Consider the following 23,886-nt stretch of genomic DNA (forward strand, 5'->3'; position numbering starts at 1 on the left):
CTGTCGAGAGGGAATCATGGTGGCGTCTACCGCAGCAATACTTGAACAGGACAATGCAGACGAGATTCTGGCGCTCGGGCGGATGGTTTCCTATCTTTGCCAGCGCTCCAAATCTCTGGAACTGGGGATGTCGACCTATTTCCTGGAAATGGCATTGCTGTCGCTGGCCCAGGACATCAATCAGCATGGCTCGCTACCGGCCGGCGCAGAAATGAACGGCAGCGGTTTCGCACACGCCGAACTCCATTAAAACACCGCTTTTTAACGACCGCGTCTGCAATTGCGCAGAGCCGCAGACATTTTTCGTCTGCGGTTCCGGCTGGGCTGAAACACACCGGACGCATATATTTTTTAGTCAACTCCAAGAACTTTTGTTCCCAGCATTTGTCGAGGCCCGGTTTTTACCGGGCCTCGATTTGTAGTGGAAGTAAAGACGACAGAATTCTGTCGTCAGGCAACGACCGCGCCCGGACCCGCCACAGCACCCGGCGGCACCTTGCCCAGAATAATCATGCCGAGGACCTCGTCCTTCGTCACATCTTCCGTGCGGGCATGGCCGACCACCTTGCCGTTTTTCATGACGAACACCCGGTCGGCGAGATCGAAGACGTCATGGATATCGTGGCTGATGAGGAAGATGCCGATGCCCTGCCGTTTCAGTTCCTTGACGAGATCGCCGACCTGTGCCGTTTCCTGCGGCCCGAGTGCTGCCGTCGGTTCGTCCATGATGAGGATGCGGGCATCGAACAGAATGGCGCGGGCGATTGCCACGGACTGCCGCTGGCCACCGGAAAGCGCCTTCACCGGCTCCTTGAACCGCCGGAAATTGGGGTTGAGACGCCCCATGACCTCGCGGGCCGAAGCTTCCATGGCGACATCATCCAATGTTCCCCATTTCGTCTTCAGCTCGCGGCCGAGATAAAGATTGGCCGCCGCATCGACATTATCCGCCACCGCCAGCGTCTGGTAGATGGTTTCGATGCCGTATTTCTTGGCGTCGCGGGGATTGCGGATATCCGCATCCTCGCCGTTGATGAGGATGTCGCCCCCATCCCGCCGGTATGCACCGGACAATATCTTGATGAGCGTCGATTTGCCGGCGCCGTTGTGGCCAAGAAGGGCCACCACCTCACCTGGGAAAAGATCGACAGAGGCGTTTTCCACCGCATGGATACCACCGAAGGAAATGGAAATATTGCGCATTTCCACGAGGGGCGTGACTTGTTCCGTCATTGGGGTTCTCCTCGGTTCTTACTTGGCGCGGGCGCGGTAGATGGTGTCGAGCCAGACGGCGACGACCAGAACCACACCGACGACGATGCGCTGAAAGGGCGTATCGATGCCCACAAGCACCATGCCGGATTGCAGCGATTGCATGACGAGCGCGCCGAGCATCGCGCCCGCTATGGTGCCGACGCCGCCGGCGAGCGACGTGCCGCCGATGACCGCCGCCGCGATCGTATAAAGTTCATCCAGTTCACCCTGGGCATTGGTGGCCGCGTTGAGGCGGGCAGTCGAGATTGCCGCAGCGATGGCGCATAGAACGCCCATCAGCGTGAATATCTTGACCGTAACCCAGCGGGTCTTGATGCCGGCGAGCTCCGCCGCTTCCGGGTTGCCGCCGATGGCGAAAACATAACGCCCGAAGCGAAGCCTCGTCGCGATGAAGGTCATGACAGCACCGACGGCAAGCGCCATCAGCACCGGAATGGCAATGCCGTGCGGAATGAACAGACCACCATCCGGCCAGGTAATGCCATTGGCATCGGCATAGTTGCGGGCAATGTTGACCGGCCAGGGATAGCTGTTGACGACAGCTACGAAACCGACGACGACGACGCAGCCAAGTGCCACCAGGAAATATTCCGCCCAGACGGGCCGCAGCGGAAAACCGAAACGGCGACGCTGGTGGCGGGAATTCAGGATTGCCGCGACAATGGCGACGCAGGCGACAATGGCTGCGATCCAGCTCCATGTCGCGCCGATCGAGCCGCTGGTGCCGCCACCCATCAGGCGGAAGGTGGAATCCATCGGCGCCACGGTGCGGCCGCTGGTGACGAACCATGTGCCACCGCGCCAGACCAGCAGACCACCAAGTGTGACGATGAAGGACGGCACGTTCAGGAAGGCGATGATCGAGCCCTGCAGCATGCCGATCGCTCCGCCGACGAGAATGCCGACCAGAAGCGTGACGATCCATGTCGCCCAATGTTCAAAGCCGAGGAGCTGCGGCAGGATTTCCGCCTGCATGACACCCATGATCATGCCGGAAAAACCGAGGATCGACCCGACCGACAGATCGATGTTGCGGGTAACGATGACAAGCACCATGCCTGTCGCCATCACCGCGACCGAAGCGGTCTGGACGGAGAGGTTCCAGAGGTTTCTCGGCGTCAGGAACAGCCCGCCCGAAAGAATATGGAAACCGATCCAGATCAGAAGAAGCGCGCCGACCATGCCGAGCAGCCGGGTATCAAGCTCCGTGGCACTGATGAAACGCGAAATCGAGCCCGTCTTTTCCGTCTTGGGGGACGCTGTGGAATTGGATTGTGTCATGTCGGCCATGGACTGCCGGTCCTCCTTACATCTGAAAGGCGCCGCGCCACGTATCAGTGGCGCGGCGCCCAAACATCAACCTAGCGGTCTCAGTTGCAGGCCTTGACGGATCCGGCCTTTACACCCTGGCAGGCCGTTTCCTTCTTGATCCAGCCGGCGTCGATGACGACGTTCAGATTGTCCTTGGTAATGGCGATGGGCTTGAGGAAGACTGACTGCATCGTCACTTTTTTCGGACCGCCATCAAAAGCGGCAACGCCCTTGATTTCCGTCATCTTCTTGCCGCCCGCAAGTTCCAGCGCGATGCCGGCAGCTTCCTTGCCGAGTTCGCGGCTATCCTTCCAGACAGATACCGTCTGCGTGCCGAGGGCTACGCGGTTGAGCGCGGCGAAGTCCGCATCCTGACCGGATACGGGAACAGAACCTGCGAGGCCCTGCGCGGCAAGAGCGGCAATTGCGCCACCGGCCGTTCCGTCGTTCGAGGCGACGACCGCATCGACCTTGTTGTTATTCTTGGTCAGGAACTGCTCCATGTTCTTCTGGGCATTTTCCGGCTTCCAGCCATCGGTATAGGCTTCTCCGACATTCTTGATCTTGCCCGCGTCGACAGCGGCCTTCAGGACTTCCTGCTGTCCGGCAAAAAGAAAGTCCGCATTCGGATCGGAAGACGAACCCTTGATGAAGACGTAGTTGCCTTCCGGCTTGACCTTGAAGACTTCGGCGGCCTGAAGGCGACCGACTTCCTTGTTGTCGAAGGTGATGTAGAAGGCGTTCTTGTTTTCGATCAGGCGGTCGTAACCCACCACCGGAATACCTTCAGCGACGGCCTTTTCAACAGCCGGGCCAATCGCGTCGCTGTCCTGCGCAAGAATGATCAACGCATTGGCGCCCTGGGAAATCAGCGATTCCACGTCAGTCAGCTGTTTTGCGGCGGACGACTGCGCATCGGCGGAAATATACTTCGCACCGGCCTTGTCGAGAGCTGCCTTGATTGCCGCCTCATCCGTCTTCCAGCGCTCTTCCTGGAAATTGGACCAGGAAACGCCAACGACGAGATCAGCAGCAATGGCTGCGGTGTGCAGGGAAACGAGTACAGCTGTACCCGCCAAAAGCTTGGCAAACGAATTCATGATGTCCTCCCGGTAAGGGCGAAGCCTGCACCTCCATGCAGGGAAAACGCCCGGAAAAAGCTGTCGGGCTCTGTGATTTCACAATTTTCTCGACAGTCGAGAAAATTAATGTCAGAGATTCCCCATGCTGTCAACAACGGCTGCGGGCAGCATCCGGGTGCCTTGATCTTGCTCGTGGCGTGCGCCATCAGAGGGGATAAGCACGACAGGAAAAAAGCCGTTCAGGGAGCATACCCCAGCCCATGTCCGCCATTGCAAGCACGGAACTGGTGCGCCAGAAAAACAGCCTGTCGGTGATGGCAGCGCTGCGCCTTCATGGCAGCCTCTCCCATACGGACATGTCCTCCTTCACCGGGCTTGCCTCCGCCACCGTTTCCGCAATCACCATGGAACTCGAGCGGGCCGGCCTCATCCTGCGCAAAGAGCAGCTGGCCGCCGCCGGGCGCGGGCGGCCGCGCATCCTCTTTGGGCCTGATGGTGCTTTCTGCCACGTCGCCATCGTCATCATTTCGTCCGACAGCGTGCAATATTCGTTGGTCGACTATGCCGGCAAGCTGGTGGACCGCTTCACCGAGCAGAGGATCACGGCTGAAAAAGGGTCATTCGGCGGCTCGATCCTCTCCGGCCTTGCACGGCTTGCGGACCGTTCGCGCATCGACCGGCACGACATTCTTCAGGTGTCGATCAGCAGCAAGGGGCTTGTGGACGCGGCAGCGGCGGTGCTCGTCTGGTCGCCGGTGCTCGGCACCGAAAAGATAGATTTCCAGCAGCTCATTTCTCAGGACGGCCGCATCCGCGTGACGCTGAACAACGAAACGCTGCTGGCCGCAAAAGCCATCTGGATGCAGGAGCAGGCAAAGGACGGCCCGAAACCGGAGGCACTTGTCACCCTGTCGCTCGGCCACAGCATTGGCCTCGGCATTGCCCGCGCCGCGGGTGGCGGGATAGAGGTTAGCGCCCCCAATTTCGGACATATGCTGCATCTGGCCGATGGCGCCCTCTGCCGCTGCGGCACCAGAGGCTGTATCGAGGCCTATTCAGGGTTTTATGCAATCCTGCGTTCGGCATTCGAGGCCCCGCCGCAGGCGGAACCGGCAAAATTCGTGCCGATTGCCGAAGTGGACAAGATCGCCGCTTCCGCCCGCGCCGGCGGGCGCATGGCGCGGCTTGCCTTCCGCACAGCCGGGCTTGCACTCGGCAACGGCCTTTCACGTCTGTTCAGCCTGCACGGCCATATGCCGGTCTTCATCACTGGCCCCGGCACACGCTACTTCGATCTTCTGGAAATCGGCCTTCACGATGGCCTTGCGCAATCGCAGTCGGTACGCTTCGGCGGAATGCCAAAAATCGGCATCGCGCCCAACGAACCGGAACTGGTGTTCGAAGGGCATATGGAACACGCTCTGTCCGCCGCCGACGACTATATATTGAGCGCCGATGGCCCTGAAAGAGCGGCAAGGAACTCGGGGAACTGACGGGACAACTCGTAAAAGCTCAGGCCTGCTCCGTCACGGCTTCGCCCTTTTCCTTGACACCAGTCAGCGTGGAAACGAATTCATCCAGAGCGGCAGCCTCGTCCCTGCTCAACCGCAGGCCCTGTTTAGTGCGCCGCCAGAGAATATCCTCGGCTGCAAAGGCCCATTCGTGTTCCACCAGCCAGCGCACTTCGCATTCGTAAAGTGTGCCGCCGAAATGCCGGCCGAGGCCGGAAACATCGGTGGCGACACCGAGCAGTTCCGCAGCCTTCGTGCCGTAGTTTCTGATGAGCCGCTCGGCATGGCGTCCATCAAGGAATGGGTAACGGGAGACAAGCGCCCTCACCTGGGCGTCATATCTCTCCGCCCCGAAGTCACCGCCCGGCAGATACGATCCCGCCGTCCAGGGCTTGCCCTTTTCTCCGATGGCTGCGCCGATCTTTTCCAGAGCATGTTCCGCCAGCCGCCGGTAGGTAGTCAGCTTGCCGCCGAAGATATTGAGTAGCGGCGCTTCGCCCTCTGCCTCTTCAACCTTCAGCACATAGTCGCGTGTGGCTTCCTGCGCCTTTGAAGCGCCATCATCGAAAAGCGGGCGCACGCCGGAATAGGTCCAGACGATATCATCCGGCTTCACCGGCTCGCTGAAATATTCGCTGGCGGCATTGCAAAGATAGGAAATCTCTTCCTCGGAGATGCGTACCTTGGCCGGATCGCCCTTGTAGTCGCGGTCCGTGGTGCCGATCAGCGTAAAATCTTGCTCATAGGGAATGGCGAAGATGATGCGGTTGTCCGGGTTCTGGAAGAAATAGGCGCGCGGATCGGAAAACTTCCTGCGCACGATGATGTGGCTGCCCTGCACGAGACGAACATTGCGCACATCGTTGCGGCCGAACACGCCGGACAGCACGTTATCCACCCATGGGCCAGCGGCATTCACCAGCATGCGCGCTCTGTGCGTGGCTGAACGACCGGTCTTTTCGTCCAGCGTCACGATAAGCCACAAGCCGCCTTCGCGCCGTGCGGAAACGACCCGCGTGCGGTTCATGATCGTCGCACCGCGATCCGCCGCGTCACGCGCATTCAGAACCACGAAACGGGCATCGTCCACCCAGCCGTCGGAATATTCGAAAGCCTTGGCAAAGACCGGCTTCAGAGGTTTGCCTGCCGGGTCTTGCCGAAGATCGACCGTGCGCGTCGGCGGCAAAAGCTTGCGGCCGCCGAGGTTGTCATAAAGAAAGAGGCCAAGCCGGACCATCCATGCCGGACGCACGCCGCCTTTCTGGAGCGGCAGGACGAAGCGCATGGGCCAGATGACGTGCGGGGCCATGGCCCACAGAATTTCACGCTCCATCAAGGCTTCGCGCACCAGACGAAACTCATAATGTTCGAGATAACGCAGGCCGCCATGGATGAGCTTGGTGGCTGCCGAAGACGTACCGGAGGCAAAATCGCCCTTTTCCGCAAGCGCCACGGAATAGCCCCTACCCACGGCATCGCGGGCAATGCCGCAACCATTAACGCCACCGCCGATGACAAAAAGATCGAATATGTTTTCGCCGGACATAGAGCCTCCCAAGACAGCGCCGGGGACCATTTCCCCCTACGTTGAAAGATTATCGTCATAAAAACGAAAACAAAACGAATGTCAAAAGAAAACAAACGAAACCCATGTTTCCAGCACAAGCGAACGGCAGCTGCCGCCGGTGAATCACTTCGCCAGCGTGTTTCGGGATGTCGGTACGGGGTCTGTGTTTCAGACGTGTGTCGGAGTGACCTGCTCAAGCTCGTAAAGCACGCCGCCCATATCCTTTGGATGCAGGAAGAGAACGGGATTGCCATGCGCGCCGATCTTCGGCTCGCCATCACCTAAAATGCGGATGCCTTTTTGGACGAGATCGTCTCGCACGGCCAGAATATCCGGCACCTCAAAGCACAGATGATGCGTGCCGCCACCCGGATTTCTTTCAAGGAAGGCGGTAATCGGGGAGTTCTCTCCAAGCGGATGAAGAAGTTCGATCTTGGTATTGTCAGCCTGAACGAAAACCACTGTCACGCCGTGTTCGGGCAGGGATTGCGGCTCGGAAACTTGAGCGCCAAGCGCCCTGTATCGCGAAACCGCGGCATTAAGATCGGGCACGGCAAGGGCGACGTGGTTCAATCTTCCGAACATGGCCGTATTCCTCTCACGCGTTGCGCCGGACGCCTTCGAGCAGATCGAGAACCTTGTTGGCCGCATCCATGACATTGGTGCCGGGTCCGAAAATCGCCGAAACGCCGTGGTCGAGCAGGAACTGATAATCCTGGCGCGGAATGACGCCGCCGACGACGACGATGATGTCCTGGGCACCCTTCTGCTTTAGCGCCTCCACAAGCTGCGGCGCGAGCGTCTTGTGGCCTGCGGCAAGCGACGACATGCCGACCACATGCACCTTGTTCTGAACCGCAAGATCGGCTGCCTCGGCAGGCGTCTGGAACAGCGGCCCGGCCAGCACATCGAAACCGATATCGCCAAAGGCCGATGCGATCACCTTCGCGCCGCGATCATGCCCGTCCTGCCCGAGCTTTGCGACCATGATGCGCGGTTTGACGCCGAGCCGTTCTGCCACGCCGGAAAGCCGCGTAGCGAGCGTGGCAAGCTCCGGCTCGTCCTTGTAGGCCTCGCCGTAAATATCCTCCACCACTTCCGGCACGGCAACGTAATCGCCGAAGACGGCACGCAGCGCATCGGAAATCTCGCCGACGGTGGCGCGGGCGCGGGCGGCGACGACTGCCGCCTCGAGAATATTACCCTTGCCGCTACGGGCAATTTCAGACAATGCCGCCAGCGCCTTCGAGACGTCCCCGCCGTCGCGGCGACGTTTGGTGTCCTCAAGGCGGCGGATTTGCGCGGCGCGTACGGCGGCGTTGTCGATATCGAGAACGTCGATATCTTCCTCGGTTTCCAGACGGTAGCGGTTGACGCCGACGATGACTTCCTCGCCCTTGTCCACGGCCGCCTGCCGACGCGTGGCCGCCTCCTCGATCAATCTTTTGGGCAGGCCTTCCGCCACCGCTTTGGTCATGCCACCAAGCGCCTCCACCTCCTCAATCAGCGCCCAGGCTTTTTGCGCCAGTTCATCCGTCAGGCTTTCGACGTAGTAGGAACCGGCCAGCGGATCGACGACCTTGGTGACGCCGGTTTCATGCTGGAGAATAAGCTGGGTGTTGCGGGCGATACGGGCGGAAAATTCTGTCGGCAGGGCAATGGCTTCATCAAAGGAATTGGTGTGCAGCGATTGTGTGCCGCCCAGCACGGCGGACATGGCCTCGAAAGCGGTGCGGACAATGTTATTGTAAGGGTCCTGTTCCTGAAGAGACACACCGGATGTCTGGCAATGGGTGCGCAGCATGAGCGACGACGCCTTTTGCGGCTTGAACTCTTCCATGATGCGCGACCAGAGGAAGCGGGCGGCGCGCAGCTTTGCGGCCTCCATGAAGAAATTCATACCTATGGCAAAAAAGAACGACAGGCGGCCGGCGAAATCATCGATATTCAGTCCCTTGGCAAGGGCGGCCCGCACATATTCCCGCCCATCCGCCAGCGTGAAGGCAAGCTCCTGCACCAGCGTGGCACCTGCCTCCTGCATGTGATAGCCGGATATCGAAATGGAGTTGAATTTCGGCATCTCCTTCGCCGTATATTCAATGATATCAGCAATGATACGCATCGAAGGCTCGGGCGGGTAGATATAGGTGTTGCGGACCATGAACTCCTTGAGAATGTCGTTCTGGATGGTGCCGGAAAGTGCGGCACGCGAGACACCCTGCTCTTCCCCCGCAACGATGAAATTGGCGAGCACCGGAATGACGGCCCCGTTCATGGTCATGGAGACGGAGACCTTTTCGAGCGGTATGCCATCGAACAGGATTTTCATGTCCTCGACGCTGTCGATCGCCACGCCCGCCTTACCGACATCGCCTTCAACGCGCGAGTGGTCGCTGTCATATCCGCGATGAGTGGCAAGATCGAAGGCGACCGAAACACCCTGTTGGCCGGCGGCAAGCGCCTTGCGGTAAAAGGCGTTGGAAGCTTCGGCAGTCGAAAACCCGGCATATTGGCGGATCGTCCATGGCCGCCCGGCATACATGGTGGCGCGCGGACCGCGCGTGAAGGGTGCAAAGCCCGGCAGGCCATCGAGATGTGAAGCCTTTTTCAGGTCATCGGCCGTGTAAAGCGGTTTGACGTCAATGCCTTCGGGCGTATGCCAGACGAGTGCATCCGGTGAACGCTTCAGCTCCTTTTCGGCAAGCTGCAGCCAATCCCGCACCGTTTTTTCACCCGACATGCATATCTCCCCTTCTGCATTTCATTTTCAGTACTGTGACTGGTGATCGTGACCGAAATCCAGCCTACCCCGTAACCCGCTCCGCCCCTCATCCGTTCCTCAAAAACGGTATCTAGCCCTATTCAAATTCGAGGATGACCTCATCCACGGCGAGGCTATCGCCCGGCTTTGCCGACACTTTGGCAACCCGGCCGCGTTTTTCCGCACGCAGGATGTTTTCCATCTTCATTGCCTCCACCGTCGCCAGCGCCTGACCGGCTTCCACCTCGTCCCCCTCGCCAACCGAGATCCCGGTGATGACGCCCGGCATCGGGCAGAGCAACAGTTTCGACGTATCGGGCGGCAGCTTTTCCGGCATCAGCAGCGCCAGTTCCGCCACGCACGGGCTGCGCACATGGGCGAGAACATCCATGCCTCGCCAGCGCAGACGCACCGCCGCACCGGCAAGATCGACCTTGGCGGCGATCACCTCGCCCGCCACCGTGAACAGGCCAAGGCTGCGGCCGGGAAGCCAGCCGGTAGCGACCGTCAGCGCGGCACCATCCTCAAAACGGATTGCCATGCCTTCAGCACCGGTTTCCACGCTCACGCTTCGACGGGATTGACCAAGCGAAACCACCCAGTCCTGACCGACAATGCGACGATGATTGCCAATGGTACCGGAAATTTCGACCGCACGGTTTTGAAGCCGCTGGTGGATAACGGTGGCGATGGCTGCGAGCTTGCGCGCGGAAGCCTCATCGGGCTCCACCCCGGAAAAGCCGTCCGGAAATTCCTCGGCGATAAAACCCGTCGTCAGACGGCCGGCCCGAAAACGCTCGTGCTGCATGACAGCCGAGAGGAACGGTAGATTGTGGCCGATGCCCTCTACTTCGAAACGATCCAGCGCCTGCCCCATGGCATCGATGGCGGTTTCACGATCCTTTGCCCAGCTACAAAGCTTGGCGATCATCGGATCGTAATACATCGAGATTTCACTACCTTCGAAGACGCCGGTATCGTTGCGGATCACGGTGCCGTTTTCCTGCTCGCCCTCTTGGGGCGGGCGATACCGCGTCAACCGGCCGATGGAGGGCAAGAAATTACGATAGGGGTCTTCGGCATAAAGCCGGCTTTCGATTGCCCAGCCGTTCAACCTTATATCGGTCTGCCCGAAGGACAGCTTTTCGCCTGATGCCACGCGGATCATCTGCTCGACCAGATCAATGCCTGTGACGAGTTCCGTTACCGGATGTTCCACCTGCAGGCGCGTATTCATTTCCAGAAAGTAGAAATTGCGCTCGCCATCGACGATGAATTCCACCGTTCCGGCCGAATGGTAACCGACTGCTCTCGACAGAGCCACGGCCTGCTCGCCCATGGCCTTGCGCGTTGCCTCATCAAGAAAGGGCGATGGCGCTTCCTCGATGACCTTCTGGTTGCGGCGCTGGATAGAGCACTCTCGCTCGCCAAGGTAAAGAATATTGCCGTGTTGATCGCCCAGCACCTGAATTTCGATATGGCGCGGCTGGGTGACGAATTTCTCGATGAAGATGCGGTCGTCCCCAAAGGAAGATTTCGCCTCGTTTTTTGACGACTGGAAACCCTCGCGCGCCTCCGCATCGTTAAAGGCGATGCGCATGCCCTTTCCGCCGCCGCCGGCCGAGGCCTTGATCATCACGGGATAACCGATCTCGGAGGCGATCCTCACCGCCTCATCTGCATCCCCAATCAGCCCCATATGGCCGGGCACGGTGGAAACACCGGCTTCCGCCGCTAGCTTCTTGGAAGTGATCTTGTCGCCCATGGCCTGGATAGCGCCGACCGGCGGGCCGATGAAGATCACACCCGCCTTCTCCAGCGCCTCGGCAAAGGCAGCGTTCTCCGACAGGAAGCCATAGCCGGGATGCACCGCATCAGCCCCGGTCTTCTCGATCGCAGCAAGGATTTTATCGATGACGATATAGGACTGCGACGAGGGCGCCGGACCGATATGAACGGCCTCATCCGCCATCTTCACATGCAAAGCATTGGCATCAGCATCCGAATAGACGGCAACCGTCGCAATGCCCATCTTCTTCGCCGTCTTGATGACCCGGCAGGCGATCTCGCCACGATTGGCGATGAGAATTTTCTTGATCATTTGCCATCGCCTTCAAAAGTATGATTCTCAATCAGCGTCAGATACGCAGCGGGAACAGCATCGGTCAGCCAGACACCATTGTCGGCTTGAAAAAAGCTGTGGCCAGCGGCAAACATCCGACTGGCATCAACCATTAGGATGGCGGGTTTTCCGTGCCGCTGGCCGACCGCATGTGCCGTCACGCTGTCTGCCGAAAGGTGAACCTGCTGCCGGCTGCCCGGTCGCAATCCTTCCTGCAGGATAGCATCTAGGAAACGTGTCGCAGTACCATGGAAAAGCTGCGGCGGCGGTTCTAAAGGAGCGCCACCAAGATCGACCTTTACTGAATGCCCCTGCGCGGCCCGGATGCGGTGCCCATCTTCCGAAAGGGTGAAACGCTTCTTGTCGCTTTCGGTAACGACCGCACGCAGACCGGCCTCGTCGAGCAGCGTGCCACTCGCATTTGCTTTTGCCAATAGATCTCCGACATCCGCCCAACCCTGAGCATCCAAGGTAAGCCCGATGCTTTCGGGCGCATGTCGCAGAACATAGCTCAGGAATTTGCTGGTGGCCGTCGACATTGAATTTCATTCCCTATTGGCGGATGACAGCACACTCAAATCTCGAAAAAGTTCTCGAAGGATTCCGGGAAATTCTGCCGGGCGACGCGCTCGTCGATGACAAGCATCGCCTGGTAGGAAAGCGGATCGAAATTCTTTTCCGCCGGCAAGACCTCGCGGCCGAACAGCAGGCTGAGGCGGGCCGCGTCGAGATTACCGCGCTCGAACGGCTCGGGACCAAAATGGTGCCAGAGCGAGTGCAGGAAGGCCGCATCGATGCGGTGTTCCTTGGAATCGTCCCGCGCCCTTCGAGGTATCATCTTGATGGGCGTTACCCCTTTTGGATTGGCGCGGCGGATGGTGAACTGGATGCCCGTACTTGGCATGCCGGAGGGAAATCCCTTGTGTTTGGTCATTTCGGGCAGGTTCGCCATCTTTTGTCCTTCCAGAAGCATTTCCATTAAAAGCAGGTCCGCTTTTACGTCCGGATATGCGTAAATTCAAATAATTAGAGCGCTTTCATGGTCCTATCAAAACCAGAAGCGCTCTAGTCTTTTCGTTATGCCTTGCCGATTTTGTCCTGCGTCTTCTGCTCGAAGTCGGAGGCATCGTGGCGTTCATGCAATTGTTCGGACGGATCGCCCGAGGTTTTGTTGACGATCACGCCGCGTTTGACCGCAGGGCGTTCGCCGATTTCAAGCGTCCAGCGCATAAGGTTCTTATAACCGGCGGCTTCAAGGAAAGCACCGGCATCGCCATAAGCCTGGCCGAGCGCGATCTTGCCATACCAGGGCCAGACGGCCATGTCGGCAATCGTATATTCCGAGCCCGCCAGATAACGGTTGTCGGCCAGATGACGGTCAAGCACGTCAAGCTGGCGTTTAACCTCCATGGCGTAACGGTCGATAGCATATTTGATCTTGATCGGGGCGTAGGCGTAGAAATGGCCGAAACCGCCGCCGAGGAAGGGGGCGGAACCCATCTGCCAGAACAGCCAGTTCAGCGCCTGCGTGCGAGCATTGCCCTCTTTCGGCAGGAAAGCGCCGAATTTTTCCGCGAGATAGACGAGGATCGAGCCGCTCTCGAAAACCCGGGTCGGCTCGGGCGTCGAATGATCCATCAGCGCCGGGATCTTGGAGTTCGGATTGACGCCGACAAAACCGGAGCCGAACTGGTCGCCTTCGCCGATCTTGATCAGCCAGGCATCATATTCGGCGCCCTTGTGGCCAGCGGCCAGCAATTCTTCCAGCATGATCGAGACCTTCTGACCATTCGGCGTTGCCAGCGAATAAAGCTGCAACGGATGTTTGCCGACCGGCAATTCCTTGTCATGGGTGGGACCGGCGATCGGGCGATTGATATTGGCGAACTGGCCGCCATTACCCTTGTCCCAGGTCCAGACCTTGGGCACTTCATATCCGGCGGGAAAATTATCTGCGGAGGAGTTCTCGGCCATAAAAATCAGTCCTTGTGCGTTTCGGGAGGGCACCGAAGGTCGGGCGCCTGAACATCATTATAGTAAGGTGGCCAAAGTATTTTTCCAGCCCCAGGGCAGGTCAGAGCGGAATGGTATCGTGCTTTTTCCAGCGGGTTTCGACGTTCTTGCCCCGCAGCGAGGCAAAGGCACGAGCGATGCGGCGGCGCGAGGAATGCGGCATGATGACCTCATCGATGAAACCACGCTCTGCCGCCACGAAGGGATTGGCGAAACGCTCCTCATATTCCCTTGTGCGCGCGGCGATCTTGTCCGGATCGGAAAGCTCCGAGCGATAGAGGATTTCCGCTGCCCCTTTTGCGCCCATGACAGCGATTTCCGCAGTTGGCCAGGCATAGTTCACATCAGCGCCGATATGTTTCGAGGCCATCACGTCATAAGCGCCACCATAGGCCTTGCGGGTAATCAGCGTCACCATCGGAACCGTCGCCTCGGAATAGGCAAACAGCAGTTTCGCGCCGTGCTTGATGACGCCGCCATATTCCTGCGCCGTTCCCGGCAGGAAACCGGGCACATCCACCAGTGTCAGCAGGGGAATGTTGAAGGCATCGCAGAAGCGCACGAAGCGGGCGGCCTTGCGTGAGCTGTCAATATCCAGACACCCGGCCAGCACCATCGGCTGGTTTGCGACGACGCCTACCGTCTGGCCTTCCAGACGCATGAAACCGGTGATGATGTTTCTGGCAAACGCCTCCTGCAACTCGAAGAAATCGCCCTCGTCGGCGAGCGCATGGATCAGTTCCTTCATATCGTATGGCTTGTTGGAACTGTCGGGGATCAGCGTATCGAGGCGCGCTTCCAGCCGTGCGGGATCGTCATGAAAAGGCCGGACCGGCGGTTTTTCCCGATTATTCAGCGGCAGGAAATCGAAAAGCAGGCGCACATGCTCAAGTGTCTCGATGTCGTTTTCATAGGCGCCATCGGCAACGGAGGATTTTTTGGTGTGTGTGGAGGCGCCGCCCAGCTCTTCCGCCGTGACGATCTCGTTGGTTACGGTCTTCACCACATCCGGCCCGGTTACGAACATGTAGGAGGTATCGCGCACCATGAAGATGAAGTCGGTCATGGCAGGCGAATAAACGGCACCACCGGCACACGGCCCCATGATGACAGAGATTTGAGGCACGACACCGGAGGCGATGACGTTGCGCTTGAAAACGTCGGCATAACCGCCGAGCGAAGCAACACCTTCCTGAATGCGCGCGCCGCCACTGTCGTTGAGGCCAATCACGGGCGCGCCGTTGCGCACGGCCATATCCATGATCTTGCAGATTTTCTGGGCATGGGTTTCCGACAGCGAACCGCCGAGCACCGTAAAATCCTGGCTGAAAACATAGACCTGCCGGCCGTTGATGGTGCCCCAGCCGGTAACGACGCCGTCGCCCGCCACCTTTTGTTCGGCCATGCCGAAATCCACCGCCCGGTGGGTAACGTACATGTCGTACTCTTCGAAGGAACCTTCATCCAGCAACACATCGATGCGCTCGCGCGCCGTCAGCTTGCCCTTGGCATGCTGCGCCTCAATGCGCTTGACGCCGCCGCCGAGCCGCGCTTCGTCGCGGCGCGTCTGCAATTGCTCCAGAATGCTGGGCATGTTTCCTCCATGCGTTTCCTCAAATCAATAGCTTAGAAAACATTCGCCTAGAAGCCTTGATCGTGCGCGTATGCGTGGCATAAATATTTGCAATATTTACTTTTGCAAAGTTGCAACATGGCTATGGAAAAGCTCTTCATCGGCCGCAAGGTCCGCGGCCTTCGCGAAAACGCCCGCGCCACGCAGGCACAGTTTGCCGAACGGCTCGGCATTTCGGCCAGTTATCTGAACCAGATCGAAAACAATCAGCGACCCGTTTCCGCCAGCGTTCTGGTGACGCTGGTGGAAAAATTCCAGCTCGACGTGACGGAGCTGGCAACCGGCGAAAACGACCGGCTAATTTCCGCTGTGCGCGAGGCCCTGAAAGACCCGCTGTTCCTGAATTACGAGCCCGGGCTGCAGGAGCTGAAGCTGATTGCGCAGAACGCACCGGGTTTTGCCCATGCGCTTTTGCGCGCCCACCAGGCCTACCGGCAAAATAGCGAGCAGCTGGTGCAGCTGGATGACAGGCTGGGGCGGGGAACCGCGCAGGTGGAAAGAACACCTTACGAAGAGGTCCGCGATTTCTTCCACTTCGTCGACAATTACGTTGCCGAGATCGATCTTCTGGCGGAAGAACTTGCATACGAACTGGAGATAGAGGGCGGCGAGACCTACGGCATTCTCGCGGCCCATCTACGCAGCCGCTTCGGTGTCCATATCACCAGAACGGAGGCGGCGGGCGGATTGATCCGGCATTTCGATCCGGCCGGCAAAACGCTGGCGCTCAGTTCCTACATGGCAGTACCGACCCGCTGTTTTCAGCTTGCGCTTCAGATCGCCCAGCTTCATGCGGGAGCAACCGTGGACAGAGTGCTGGCCGGCGCCGGTTTCCGTAGCGCCGAAGCCGCGGAAATCTGTCGCATCGGCCTTCACAACTATTTCGCCGCCGCGCTGATCCTGCCATATGGGCAATTTCACCGGGCCGCGCAGGAATTGCGCCACGATCTGGAACTTCTGGCCGTGCGCTTCGGCGCGAGCCTTGAACAGGTGGCCCACAGGCTCAGCACTTTGCAACGCCCTGGTCAGAAAGGCGTACCGATCTTTTTCGCCAAGATCGACCGGGCTGGCAACATCACCAAACGCCACAGCGCCACAAGGCTGCAATTTGCCCGTTTCGGCGCGGCCTGTCCGCTCTGGAACATTCATCAGGCCTTCGAAAGCTCCGACAGGATAGTACGCCAGCTGGCGGAAACACCTGACGGCGTGCGCTATCTTTCCATCGCCACACAGATCGAAAAAGCCGGCGCCGGTTTCAACACGGACAGGCCACGCTATGCCATCGCGCTCGGCTGCGAAATTTCCCATGCGCAGAATTTCGTCTATGCCGATACACTCGATCTCGCCAATGCCGCCTCCTTCAAGCCCATCGGCGTTTCCTGCCGGGTTTGCGAAAGGGTCGACTGCGTGCAGCGCGCCGTACCGCCGCTAAAACGCAAACTACATGTCGATCATCTCTCACGTGGGGCCTTGCCCTACCGGATCGCAGACTTCTAGCGCCGCGCGGCCATATCAGGGTAGCGGCACCATCGCGCGCCGCATGATATTTGCATAGTAGCCCCAGAACAGCCGGGCGGCGACGGAGCGCCAGGGCGTCCAGAGTTCCGCCCGCGCCGCCAACCATTTCGCATCCGGCCGTGCCTCGAGCGAAAGCGCGTGGCCCACCGCAGCCCGCAGCGCCACATCGCCAACCGGAAAAATGTCGGGGTGGCCGCCGCAGAACATCAGATATACTTCCGCCGTCCACGGACCAATGCCGCGAAGCGCCACCAGCTCAGAAAGGGCCACATCCGCTTCCTTGCGACTGACGGCATCAAGATCGATGCGGCCATCCGCAACCGCGTGCGCCAACCCTTCCAGCGTTGTTGCCTTGGCCCGGGAAAGGCCGAATGTGGCGCGCAATTCTTCCGGCACCGCCAGATAGTTTTCCGCCGTCACCGCCCCGCCCGTGCCGGCAAGGATACGGACCCATATGGCTTTGGCGCTGGCGCGCGACACCATCTGCGACACGACGATATGGGCAAGGCCCGCAAAGCCGGGCTCGTGAATACGCAACTCCAACGGACCGGCTTTTTCGATAATAAGGCTAAGAGCCGGATCGAGGCGGGCAAGATGCGCCAGACCTTCGCTGATATCGTCGAGGCCCCTGATGATTTTCATGTCTGCACAGCCCATATTCACGTTGGCCCGGCACCGGGTGGCGAGGCGCTTCAAAACATGGCAGAAGAAACCATGCCTTCGCCCGTCCGTCAAAAACCGGTTTATCGTTTTGCGCCCAGCCCCAATGGCGCCCTGCATCTGGGCCATGCGCTTTCCGCTTTTCTGAACCACGACATGATGCGGGAAAACAGTGGCCATTTTCTGCTGCGCATCGAAGATATCGACCAGACGCGCTGCACTCCGGAGCTGGAGCAGGCGATCTATGATGATCTTGGCTGGCTGGGACTGGAATGGGAAAAGCCGGTGCGGCGGCAATCGGAGCACTTCGATGAGTATCGCACAGCACTCGACAGGCTGGTCGAGGCCGACCTCGCCTATCCCGCCTTCTTAAGCCGGGGTGAGACGAAAGCCGTTGTCAGGGCCTTTGAGGCAGAGGGAAGGCTCTGGCCGCGCGATCCCGACGGCGCGCCGCTTTACCCCGCAATAGATCGGCAAAGGCCGCAGGCGGAACGGGCCGAACTTCTGGCATCAGGCAGGCAACACGCCTGGCGGCTCGACATGGAAAAGGCGGTCCGCACCTTGCACAGCAAGCTGTTCTGGCGCGAGAGCGGCGACGGGCAGACCGGGGAAATCGAAGCTTTGCCGGCGCTGTGGGGCGATGTGGTGCTGTCGCGCTCCGACGCCCCCTCGAGCTATCATCTTTCCGTGGTGTTGGATGACGCGCTGCAAGGCATCACCCATGTGGTGCGCGGCATGGATCTGTTTAACGCAACCGCCATTCACCGGCTGCTGCAACAATTGCTGGACCTGCCGCCACCCGCCTATCACCACCACCGACTGATTTTGGGTGCTGATGGGCGCAAGCTCTCGAAAAGCGAAGGCAGCACCGGCCTTTCAGCGCTTCGGGCGGAAGGAAAAACGCCGTCAGATATCCGCCGGCTTGTCGGGCTCCTCTAGCACCTGCTCGCGGCGCGCACTGTTGCCGGAGATATTGCGGCGGATGATCTGCCGGACCTTGTATTTCATCAGAGCGGCATTCACTTCCGCACCCAGCATGAAGATGACACCCACCATGTAAAGAAACACCAGAACCACCATCACCGAGGCCAGACCGGCGTAGGTGGCGGCATAATTGGCGAAGGTGGAGAGGTAATAGGCAAAGATCGCCGCGCCGATGACCCAGAAGATCATTGTCAGCAGAATGCCGGGCCAGACATCCCAGATGCGGCGTTTGCCGGCCGGAAGCCACAGATGCGCCGCCACCAGCCCGACCGTCAGAACGACGATGGTGCCGTAAAGTCCGAGGCTGGAAACCGTGTTCAGCGCATCCGTCAGCCAGGGAAACCGCTGTTCGGCAAAGGACGTTGCGACCGGCACCGCAACAAGTACGATACTGATGCCGGTAAAGACTACCACTGCGATCAATACATAAAGCAGACTGAGAAGACGGGTGATGTACCACCAGCGCGTTTCCGTGACGCGATAGGCGCGGTTGAGCGAGATTCTGAGCGCCTCGACGCCGTTGGAGGCAAAATATGCGGCCGCCAGCACCGAAATCGTCAGCAGTCCGCCGCGCGGAATGGTCAGGACCTGCTGCACCTGCGCAGCAAGCGGACCTGCGATCGCTTCCGGCCAGGTGTCAAAAATCAGATGCACCGCCGTCTCGGAAAACTGGTCAGCCCCCAGAAAACCGGCCAAAGCCGTGCCGAAAATCAGGAACGGGAACAGCGCCAGCAGGATGGAAAGCGCCATGTGGCTCGCCATCGCCCAGCCGTCATCCTCGGCAAAATGAGAATAGGCATCGAAGGCAACCTTGCCTGCCAGGCGCACTGCGGCAACCATGTCGCCTCCATTCATCGGCATTTCATTTGTAACTTCGCCCCGAATATGGGAAGTCAGCTCTACTTTGTACAGCGCACAAGCCCGCCTTTCGGTTCCCGCAGGCATACAGATTTTGCGCAATACAATTTTCACAGGCCGGACCATCGGGCCAGCGCAACATTCGGCTTTCCGGAGCGGCATAGATGCCTGAAAAACCCGTCATCATAATTACCGGATGTTCCTCGGGCATCGGAGCCCATTGTGCCGGCGCGCTTCACCGCGACGGCTGGAGAGTGTTTGCCACCGTGCGCCGCATCGTCGATATGGCCGCGCTCGAAAATCAGGGCATAGAAACCCTGATCATGGACTATACCAAGCCCGAAACCATCGCGGCTCTCGTGGATACGGTTGCGGCCAGAACCGGAGGCCGCATCGATGCGCTGTTCAACAACGGCGCCTATGGCCAGCCGGGTGCTGTGGAGGATCTGCCGGTGGAAGCACTGCGGCAGCAATTCGAAACCAACGTCTTCGGCTGGCACGATCTGACGCGGCGGGTCATTCCCTTCATGCGCCAGCACGGTTCAGGGCGCATCGTGCATTGCTCCTCCATTCTCGGCCTCGTTCCCTATCGTTATCGTGGTGCCTATACCGCATCGAAATTCGCGATCGAGGGCCTTGGCGTCACGCTGCGCATGGAACTTCAGGGCAGCGGCATCCATGTGAGCCTGATCGAACCGGGGCCGATCACGTCGAAATTCACCACGACGGCGCTTGCCCACGTCAGGGACAAGATCGATCTGGAAAACTCGGCCCATGCTGTGGAATACAAGCGTCAGCTGGCGCGGATGGATGGGTCCGGCCCGGTCAACCGCCACAAGCTTGGCCCCGATGCCGTTTATGCCGTGCTGAAACACGCCCTGACCGCCGCAAAGCCAAAACCGCATTATCCCGTCACCGTTCCCGCCAAACAGGGGCTGTTGCTGAAACGGCTCTTGCCTGCCGGACTGTTCTATCGTCTGCTGCGCAGATTCGATTGAGGAGGAGTACCCCCTAAATGTCCGGCTTCACCACTGTTCTGGCCCTTATCGTTATGGGCCTCGTTGTCATCGTGCTGATACGAGGCCTTTTCAACATGCTGAAGGGCCAAGACGCCAACCGCTCCAACAAGTTGATGCAGCTTCGCCTTCTGTTGCAGGCCATCGCCATCGTGCTCATCATGCTGACCCTTTGGCTCACCGGCGGTGGACGCTGACATGGTGAAGCTGAACAAGATCTACACCCGCACCGGCGACAAGGGCACGACGGCGCTGGTGTCCGGTCCCCGCCGCCTGAAGCACGATCTTCGCGTCGAGGCCTATGGCACGGTGGACGAAACGAATTCGGCGATCGGCGTGGCGCGGCTGCATACCGCCAACACTGATATTGCCAGCATGGAAAAGCTGGATTCCATGCTGTTCCGCATCCAGAACGACATGTTCGACCTCGGCGCGGATCTCGCGACCCCGGAAACCGACGAGCCGCCAGCCTACGAACCGCTGCGCATTATCGAGAGCCAGGTCACGCGGCTGGAAAACGAAATCGACGACCTCAACTCCGCAATTGAGCCGCTGACCTCCTTCGTGCTGCCGGGCGGCAATGCGGCGGCGGCCAATCTGCATCTGGCGCGCACGATCTGCCGACGCGCGGAACGGCTCATGGTGGAACTCTCGGTTGCTGAAAACGAGATCGTCAGCCCGGAAGCGCTGAAATATGTCAACCGCCTGTCCGACTTCCTGTTCGTTGCCGCCCGGTTTGCCAATGACATGGGCAAGGCTGACATATTGTGGGTTCCCGGCAAGAACCGCTAAAGCCTATCTCTCGCACAAACGAAGGGCATTCGATGTTCATACCGCTGCACGATGCGAATTCCCTCAAACATATCCGGCTGCAATATGTCACGATCGGCCTGATCGTGGTCAACGTGCTGGTATGGCTATTTACCGGCGTGCTTGCCAGTGACGTCCAGGCCAATGCCGCAGCGCTCGGCCTCGGTTTCATCCCGGCTGTGGTGTTCGACTACGCCTACCTGGAGCCCGCCTTGCAGGTGGTGCCGGATGACCTGACCGTCGTCACCTATGCGTTCCTGCATCTGGATTTCTGGCACATGGCAGGCAATATGCTGTTTCTGTGGGTCTTCGGCGACAACGTCGAGGACGCACTCGGCCACTTCCGTTTCCTTATCTTTTACATCGCCTGCGCCATAGCCGGCGCGCTGTTGCACGGCTTTGTCGCACCCATGTCAGAAGGGCCGCTTATCGGTGCATCAGGCGCTGTTTCCGGCGTCGTCGCGGCCTATTTTCTCCTGCATCCCAAGGTGCGCGTCTGGGTTCTGGTGTTCATGCGCATTCCGTTGCCCTTGCCTGCCTTCATTCCGCTGGCGCTATGGATCGGACAGCAATTTCTGATGCTGGCACTTGGCCTTGAGGAAAATGTTTCCTGGGGGGCACATGTGGGCGGCATATTGGCCGGGGCTGTGATGGTAATTTTCATGCGCCGGCCGGACGTTCCCCTGTTCGACCGCACGATTGTTCCGCCAAGGGCGGCGCAGTTCAAGAATCCGTCGCAAACGGCGGGGTTGTCGCAAATCGAACGGGGCTATGACGGGAGCAGATGAGCCGTTGACGAAGAGATAAATTATTTACGTTAACGTCAACGTAAGGTATGCCTTGCGTGCATGTGATAATGAACATTGCTCCGTTGTATTTGCGGGAAAAATGCTTATCCATGTCGCCAACCTGTTTTTGGAGGTCCGCGCGGTCTTGTCGCCTCGCGGACAGGAGTTTGAGGAAAACCGCCGATGAAGATCCTTGTCCCTGTCAAACGAGTTGTTGATTACAACGTCAAGATCCGCGTGAAGTCGGATGGTTCGGGCGTTGAACTCGCGAATGTGAAGATGTCGATGAACCCGTTCGACGAAATCTCGGTGGAAGAGGCTCTGCGGCTGAAAGAAGCCGGCAAGGCCGAAGAAGTCGTGGTCGTGTCGATCGGCCCTGCCAAGGCGGAAGAGACGCTGCGCACGGCGCTCGCCATGGGTGCCGACCGCGCCATCCTTATCGAGACCGACGAGACGGTCGAACCGCTAGCCGTCGCCAAGCTTTTGAAGGGCGTGGCGGAAGCCGAGCAGCCCGGCCTCGTCATCGTCGGCAAGCAGGCGATTGACGACGACAGTAACCAGACCGGTCAGATGCTGGCCGCCCTTCTCGGCTGGGGCCAGGGCACCTTCGCCTCCAAGGTCGTACCGTCTGATGGCAAGGTCGCTGTGACGCGTGAAGTCGATGGCGGCCTGCAGACGGTCGAACTGAAACTTCCCGCTGTCGTCACCACCGATCTTCGTCTGAACGAGCCGCGTTACGCCTCGCTGCCGAACATCATGAAGGCAAAGAAGAAGCCACTCGACAAGAAGACCCCGGCCGATTTCGGCGTCGATGTCACGCCGCGTCTGAAGGTTCTGAAGACAGAAGAGCCGGCTGGCCGCAAGGCCGGCATCAGGGTCGGCTCGGTGGCTGAGCTGGTTGAAAAGCTCAAAGCCGACGGCGTCCTCTAAGGTTTCGGAAAAGGGAGATTACATTATGGCCATTCTTCTTCTGGCAGAACACGACAACGCAACCCTTTCCGACCTGACGGCGAAGACGCTGACGGCGGCAACGCAGATTGGCGGCGACGTCCACGTGCTCGTTGCCGGCTCCGGTGCGAAGGGTGCCGCCGACGCGGCGGCGAAACTGTCCGGCGTTGCCAAGGTACTGCTTGCCGACGACGCATCCTATGCCAACGCGCTTGCCGAGCCGCTGGCGGCGCTGATCGTCTCGCTCAGCCCTTCCTATGACGTCATCATCGCACCGGCGACCGCTTCGGCCAAGAATGTCGCCCCGCGCGTCGCAGCCCTTCTCGATGTGGCCCAGGTCTCGGAAATCATCGAGGTCGTCAGCCCGGATACTTTCAAACGTCCGATCTATGCCGGCAACGCCATCCAGACGGTGCAGGCAAGCGACGCCAAGAAGGTCATCACCGTGCGCCCCACCGCGTTTGCGGCAGCCGCTGAAGGCGGTTCGGCACCGGTGGAAACCATCGGCGCTGCCGAGAACCCCGGCGTTTCTGTCTTTGTGTCCGACGCGCTCGCCTCTTCCGATCGTCCGGAACTGACCTCTGCGAAGATCATCATCTCGGGCGGTCGCGCACTCGGCTCCTCGGAAAAGTTCCGCGAAGTGATCCTGCCGGTTGCCGACAAGCTCGGTGCAGCCGTCGGCGCATCGCGTGCAGCCGTCGATGCGGGTTATGCACCGAACGACTGGCAGGTCGGTCAGACCGGCAAGGTCGTGGCACCGCAGCTTTACATCGCTGCCGGCATTTCGGGCGCCATCCAGCATCTGGCCGGCATGAAGGACTCGAAGGTCATCGTTGCCATCAACAAGGACGAGGAAGCGCCGATCTTCCAGGTTGCCGATTACGGCCTCGTCGCAGACCTGTTCGAAGCTCTGCCGGAACTCCAGAAGGCTCTGTGATTTTAAGCCTTTAGCCAAAGGCGGCGCGTTTTTTGAACGCGCCGCCTTCTCTTTTTCGGCGATATGCGTAACATCGCCGCAAATGACGCAGA

23 protein-coding genes are annotated in these 23,886 nt (G+C 59.4%); 10 read left to right on the forward strand and 13 right to left on the reverse strand.

The genetic code is table 11. The annotated features are described in order from the left end of the window. Nucleotides 1-16 precede the first annotated feature (16 nt). Nucleotides 17-250 carry a hypothetical protein gene (locus ACQZ6D_RS11455; protein WP_013761765.1) on the forward strand — a complete coding sequence of 78 codons (234 nt, stop codon included), beginning with the start codon at nt 17-19 and terminating at the stop codon, nt 248-250. A 200-nt stretch (nt 251-450) separates the two neighbouring features. Here ACQZ6D_RS11455 and ACQZ6D_RS11460 read toward each other — a convergent pair whose 3' ends face one another. The 3 genes from ACQZ6D_RS11460 to xylF all read right to left on the reverse strand — a co-directional run bounded on the left by ACQZ6D_RS11460 (nt 451) and on the right by xylF (nt 3,686). Then, nucleotides 451-1,233, reverse strand: coding sequence for an ATP-binding cassette domain-containing protein (locus tag ACQZ6D_RS11460; RefSeq protein WP_003511297.1), 783 nt, complete (start codon nt 1,231-1,233; stop codon nt 451-453). A gap of 18 nt (nt 1,234-1,251) precedes the next feature. Next, nucleotides 1,252-2,565, reverse strand: coding sequence for a sugar ABC transporter permease (locus ACQZ6D_RS11465; RefSeq protein ID WP_003511299.1), 1,314 nt, complete (start codon nt 2,563-2,565; stop codon nt 1,252-1,254). Between the two features lie 80 nt (nt 2,566-2,645). Beyond that, nucleotides 2,646-3,686, reverse strand: coding sequence for a D-xylose ABC transporter substrate-binding protein (xylF, locus tag ACQZ6D_RS11470; RefSeq protein ID WP_003511300.1), 1,041 nt, complete (start codon nt 3,684-3,686; stop codon nt 2,646-2,648). Nucleotides 3,687-3,928: 242 nt separating this feature from the next. Here xylF and ACQZ6D_RS11475 point away from each other — a divergent pair, with 242 nt between their 5' ends. Next, nucleotides 3,929-5,161, forward strand: a complete 1,233-nt coding sequence (locus tag ACQZ6D_RS11475; protein WP_162633627.1) for an ROK family protein — start codon at nt 3,929-3,931, stop codon at nt 5,159-5,161. A 19-nt stretch (nt 5,162-5,180) separates the two neighbouring features. On the opposite strand, the gene ACQZ6D_RS11480 is transcribed toward ACQZ6D_RS11475, so the two are convergent. The 8 genes from ACQZ6D_RS11480 to ACQZ6D_RS11515 form a co-directional block, all read right to left on the reverse strand. Beyond that, nucleotides 5,181-6,725, reverse strand: a complete 1,545-nt coding sequence (locus tag ACQZ6D_RS11480) for a glycerol-3-phosphate dehydrogenase (protein WP_174068897.1) — start codon at nt 6,723-6,725, stop codon at nt 5,181-5,183. A gap of 189 nt (nt 6,726-6,914) precedes the next feature. Then, nucleotides 6,915-7,331 carry a methylmalonyl-CoA epimerase gene (gene mce / locus ACQZ6D_RS11485; protein ID WP_003511303.1) on the reverse strand — a complete coding sequence of 139 codons (417 nt, stop codon included), beginning with the start codon at nt 7,329-7,331 and terminating at the stop codon, nt 6,915-6,917. Between the two features lie 13 nt (nt 7,332-7,344). Beyond that, a complete protein-coding gene (gene scpA / locus ACQZ6D_RS11490) occupies nt 7,345-9,486 on the reverse strand; it encodes a methylmalonyl-CoA mutase (RefSeq protein WP_448729945.1) in 2,142 nt (713 codons plus the stop codon). 118 nt (nt 9,487-9,604) lie between these two features. Next, nucleotides 9,605-11,608: an acetyl-CoA carboxylase biotin carboxylase subunit gene (locus ACQZ6D_RS11495; protein ID WP_448729946.1), complete on the reverse strand. Its 2,004-nt coding sequence runs from the start codon at nt 11,606-11,608 to the stop codon at nt 9,605-9,607. Then, nucleotides 11,605-12,168: an RNA 2'-phosphotransferase gene (locus ACQZ6D_RS11500; RefSeq protein ID WP_111789678.1), complete on the reverse strand. Its 564-nt coding sequence runs from the start codon at nt 12,166-12,168 to the stop codon at nt 11,605-11,607. Before ACQZ6D_RS11500 ends, ACQZ6D_RS11495 begins: the two co-directional genes overlap by 4 nt. A 35-nt stretch (nt 12,169-12,203) precedes the next feature. Further along, entirely contained in the window at nt 12,204-12,581 is a 378-nt protein-coding gene (locus tag ACQZ6D_RS11505; protein ID WP_013761770.1) for a hypothetical protein, read from the reverse strand. Nucleotides 12,582-12,706: 125 nt separating this feature from the next. Beyond that, nucleotides 12,707-13,603, reverse strand: coding sequence for a glutathione-dependent disulfide-bond oxidoreductase (gene yghU, locus ACQZ6D_RS11510; RefSeq protein WP_003511310.1), 897 nt, complete (start codon nt 13,601-13,603; stop codon nt 12,707-12,709). Nucleotides 13,604-13,703: 100 nt separating this feature from the next. Next, entirely contained in the window at nt 13,704-15,236 is a 1,533-nt protein-coding gene (locus ACQZ6D_RS11515) for an acyl-CoA carboxylase subunit beta (RefSeq protein ID WP_035199610.1), read from the reverse strand. A gap of 117 nt (nt 15,237-15,353) precedes the next feature. On the opposite strand from ACQZ6D_RS11515, the gene ACQZ6D_RS11520 reads away from it, so the two are divergent. After that, nucleotides 15,354-16,772 carry a helix-turn-helix domain-containing protein gene (locus ACQZ6D_RS11520; protein WP_448729947.1) on the forward strand — a complete coding sequence of 473 codons (1,419 nt, stop codon included), beginning with the start codon at nt 15,354-15,356 and terminating at the stop codon, nt 16,770-16,772. Nucleotides 16,773-16,787: 15 nt separating this feature from the next. Here ACQZ6D_RS11520 and ACQZ6D_RS11525 read toward each other — a convergent pair whose 3' ends face one another. Next, nucleotides 16,788-17,435: a DNA-3-methyladenine glycosylase family protein gene (locus ACQZ6D_RS11525; RefSeq protein WP_448729948.1), complete on the reverse strand. Its 648-nt coding sequence runs from the start codon at nt 17,433-17,435 to the stop codon at nt 16,788-16,790. A gap of 72 nt (nt 17,436-17,507) precedes the next feature. Between ACQZ6D_RS11525 and gluQRS the strand changes: the two genes are divergently transcribed. After that, nucleotides 17,508-18,392, forward strand: coding sequence for a tRNA glutamyl-Q(34) synthetase GluQRS (gene gluQRS / locus ACQZ6D_RS11530; RefSeq protein WP_162632826.1), 885 nt, complete (start codon nt 17,508-17,510; stop codon nt 18,390-18,392). Here gluQRS and ACQZ6D_RS11535 read toward each other — a convergent pair. Continuing rightward, nucleotides 18,360-19,277 carry a YihY/virulence factor BrkB family protein gene (locus tag ACQZ6D_RS11535; RefSeq protein ID WP_013761775.1) on the reverse strand — a complete coding sequence of 306 codons (918 nt, stop codon included), beginning with the start codon at nt 19,275-19,277 and terminating at the stop codon, nt 18,360-18,362. The two genes, gluQRS and ACQZ6D_RS11535, sit on opposite strands and share 33 nt — an antisense overlap. 182 nt (nt 19,278-19,459) lie before the next feature. Here ACQZ6D_RS11535 and ACQZ6D_RS11540 point away from each other — a divergent pair, with 182 nt between their 5' ends. From ACQZ6D_RS11540 to ACQZ6D_RS11565, 6 genes are all read left to right on the forward strand, one after another. After that, nucleotides 19,460-20,293 carry an SDR family oxidoreductase gene (locus tag ACQZ6D_RS11540; RefSeq protein ID WP_448729949.1) on the forward strand — a complete coding sequence of 278 codons (834 nt, stop codon included), beginning with the start codon at nt 19,460-19,462 and terminating at the stop codon, nt 20,291-20,293. A gap of 17 nt (nt 20,294-20,310) precedes the next feature. Further along, on the forward strand, nt 20,311-20,508 hold the full coding sequence (locus ACQZ6D_RS11545) for a twin transmembrane helix small protein (protein ID WP_003497428.1): 198 nt from the start codon (nt 20,311-20,313) through the stop codon (nt 20,506-20,508). Nucleotide 20,509: 1 nt separating this feature from the next. After that, nucleotides 20,510-21,103: a cob(I)yrinic acid a,c-diamide adenosyltransferase gene (locus ACQZ6D_RS11550; RefSeq protein ID WP_065704414.1), complete on the forward strand. Its 594-nt coding sequence runs from the start codon at nt 20,510-20,512 to the stop codon at nt 21,101-21,103. 32 nt (nt 21,104-21,135) lie between these two features. Beyond that, nucleotides 21,136-21,909: a rhomboid family intramembrane serine protease gene (locus ACQZ6D_RS11555; RefSeq protein WP_003511318.1), complete on the forward strand. Its 774-nt coding sequence runs from the start codon at nt 21,136-21,138 to the stop codon at nt 21,907-21,909. 183 nt (nt 21,910-22,092) lie between these two features. After that, the gene (locus ACQZ6D_RS11560) at nt 22,093-22,839 is read left to right on the forward strand and encodes an electron transfer flavoprotein subunit beta/FixA family protein (protein WP_013761780.1); all 747 of its coding nucleotides are present in this window, start codon (nt 22,093-22,095) and stop codon (nt 22,837-22,839) included. A gap of 25 nt (nt 22,840-22,864) precedes the next feature. Beyond that, nucleotides 22,865-23,794 (forward strand): electron transfer flavoprotein subunit alpha/FixB family protein, encoded by a 930-nt coding sequence (locus ACQZ6D_RS11565; RefSeq protein WP_003511321.1) that lies wholly within the window; start codon nt 22,865-22,867, stop codon nt 23,792-23,794. Nucleotides 23,795-23,886 lie beyond the last annotated feature (92 nt).

Source organism: Agrobacterium sp. 22-3639C2, assembly GCF_053522105.1.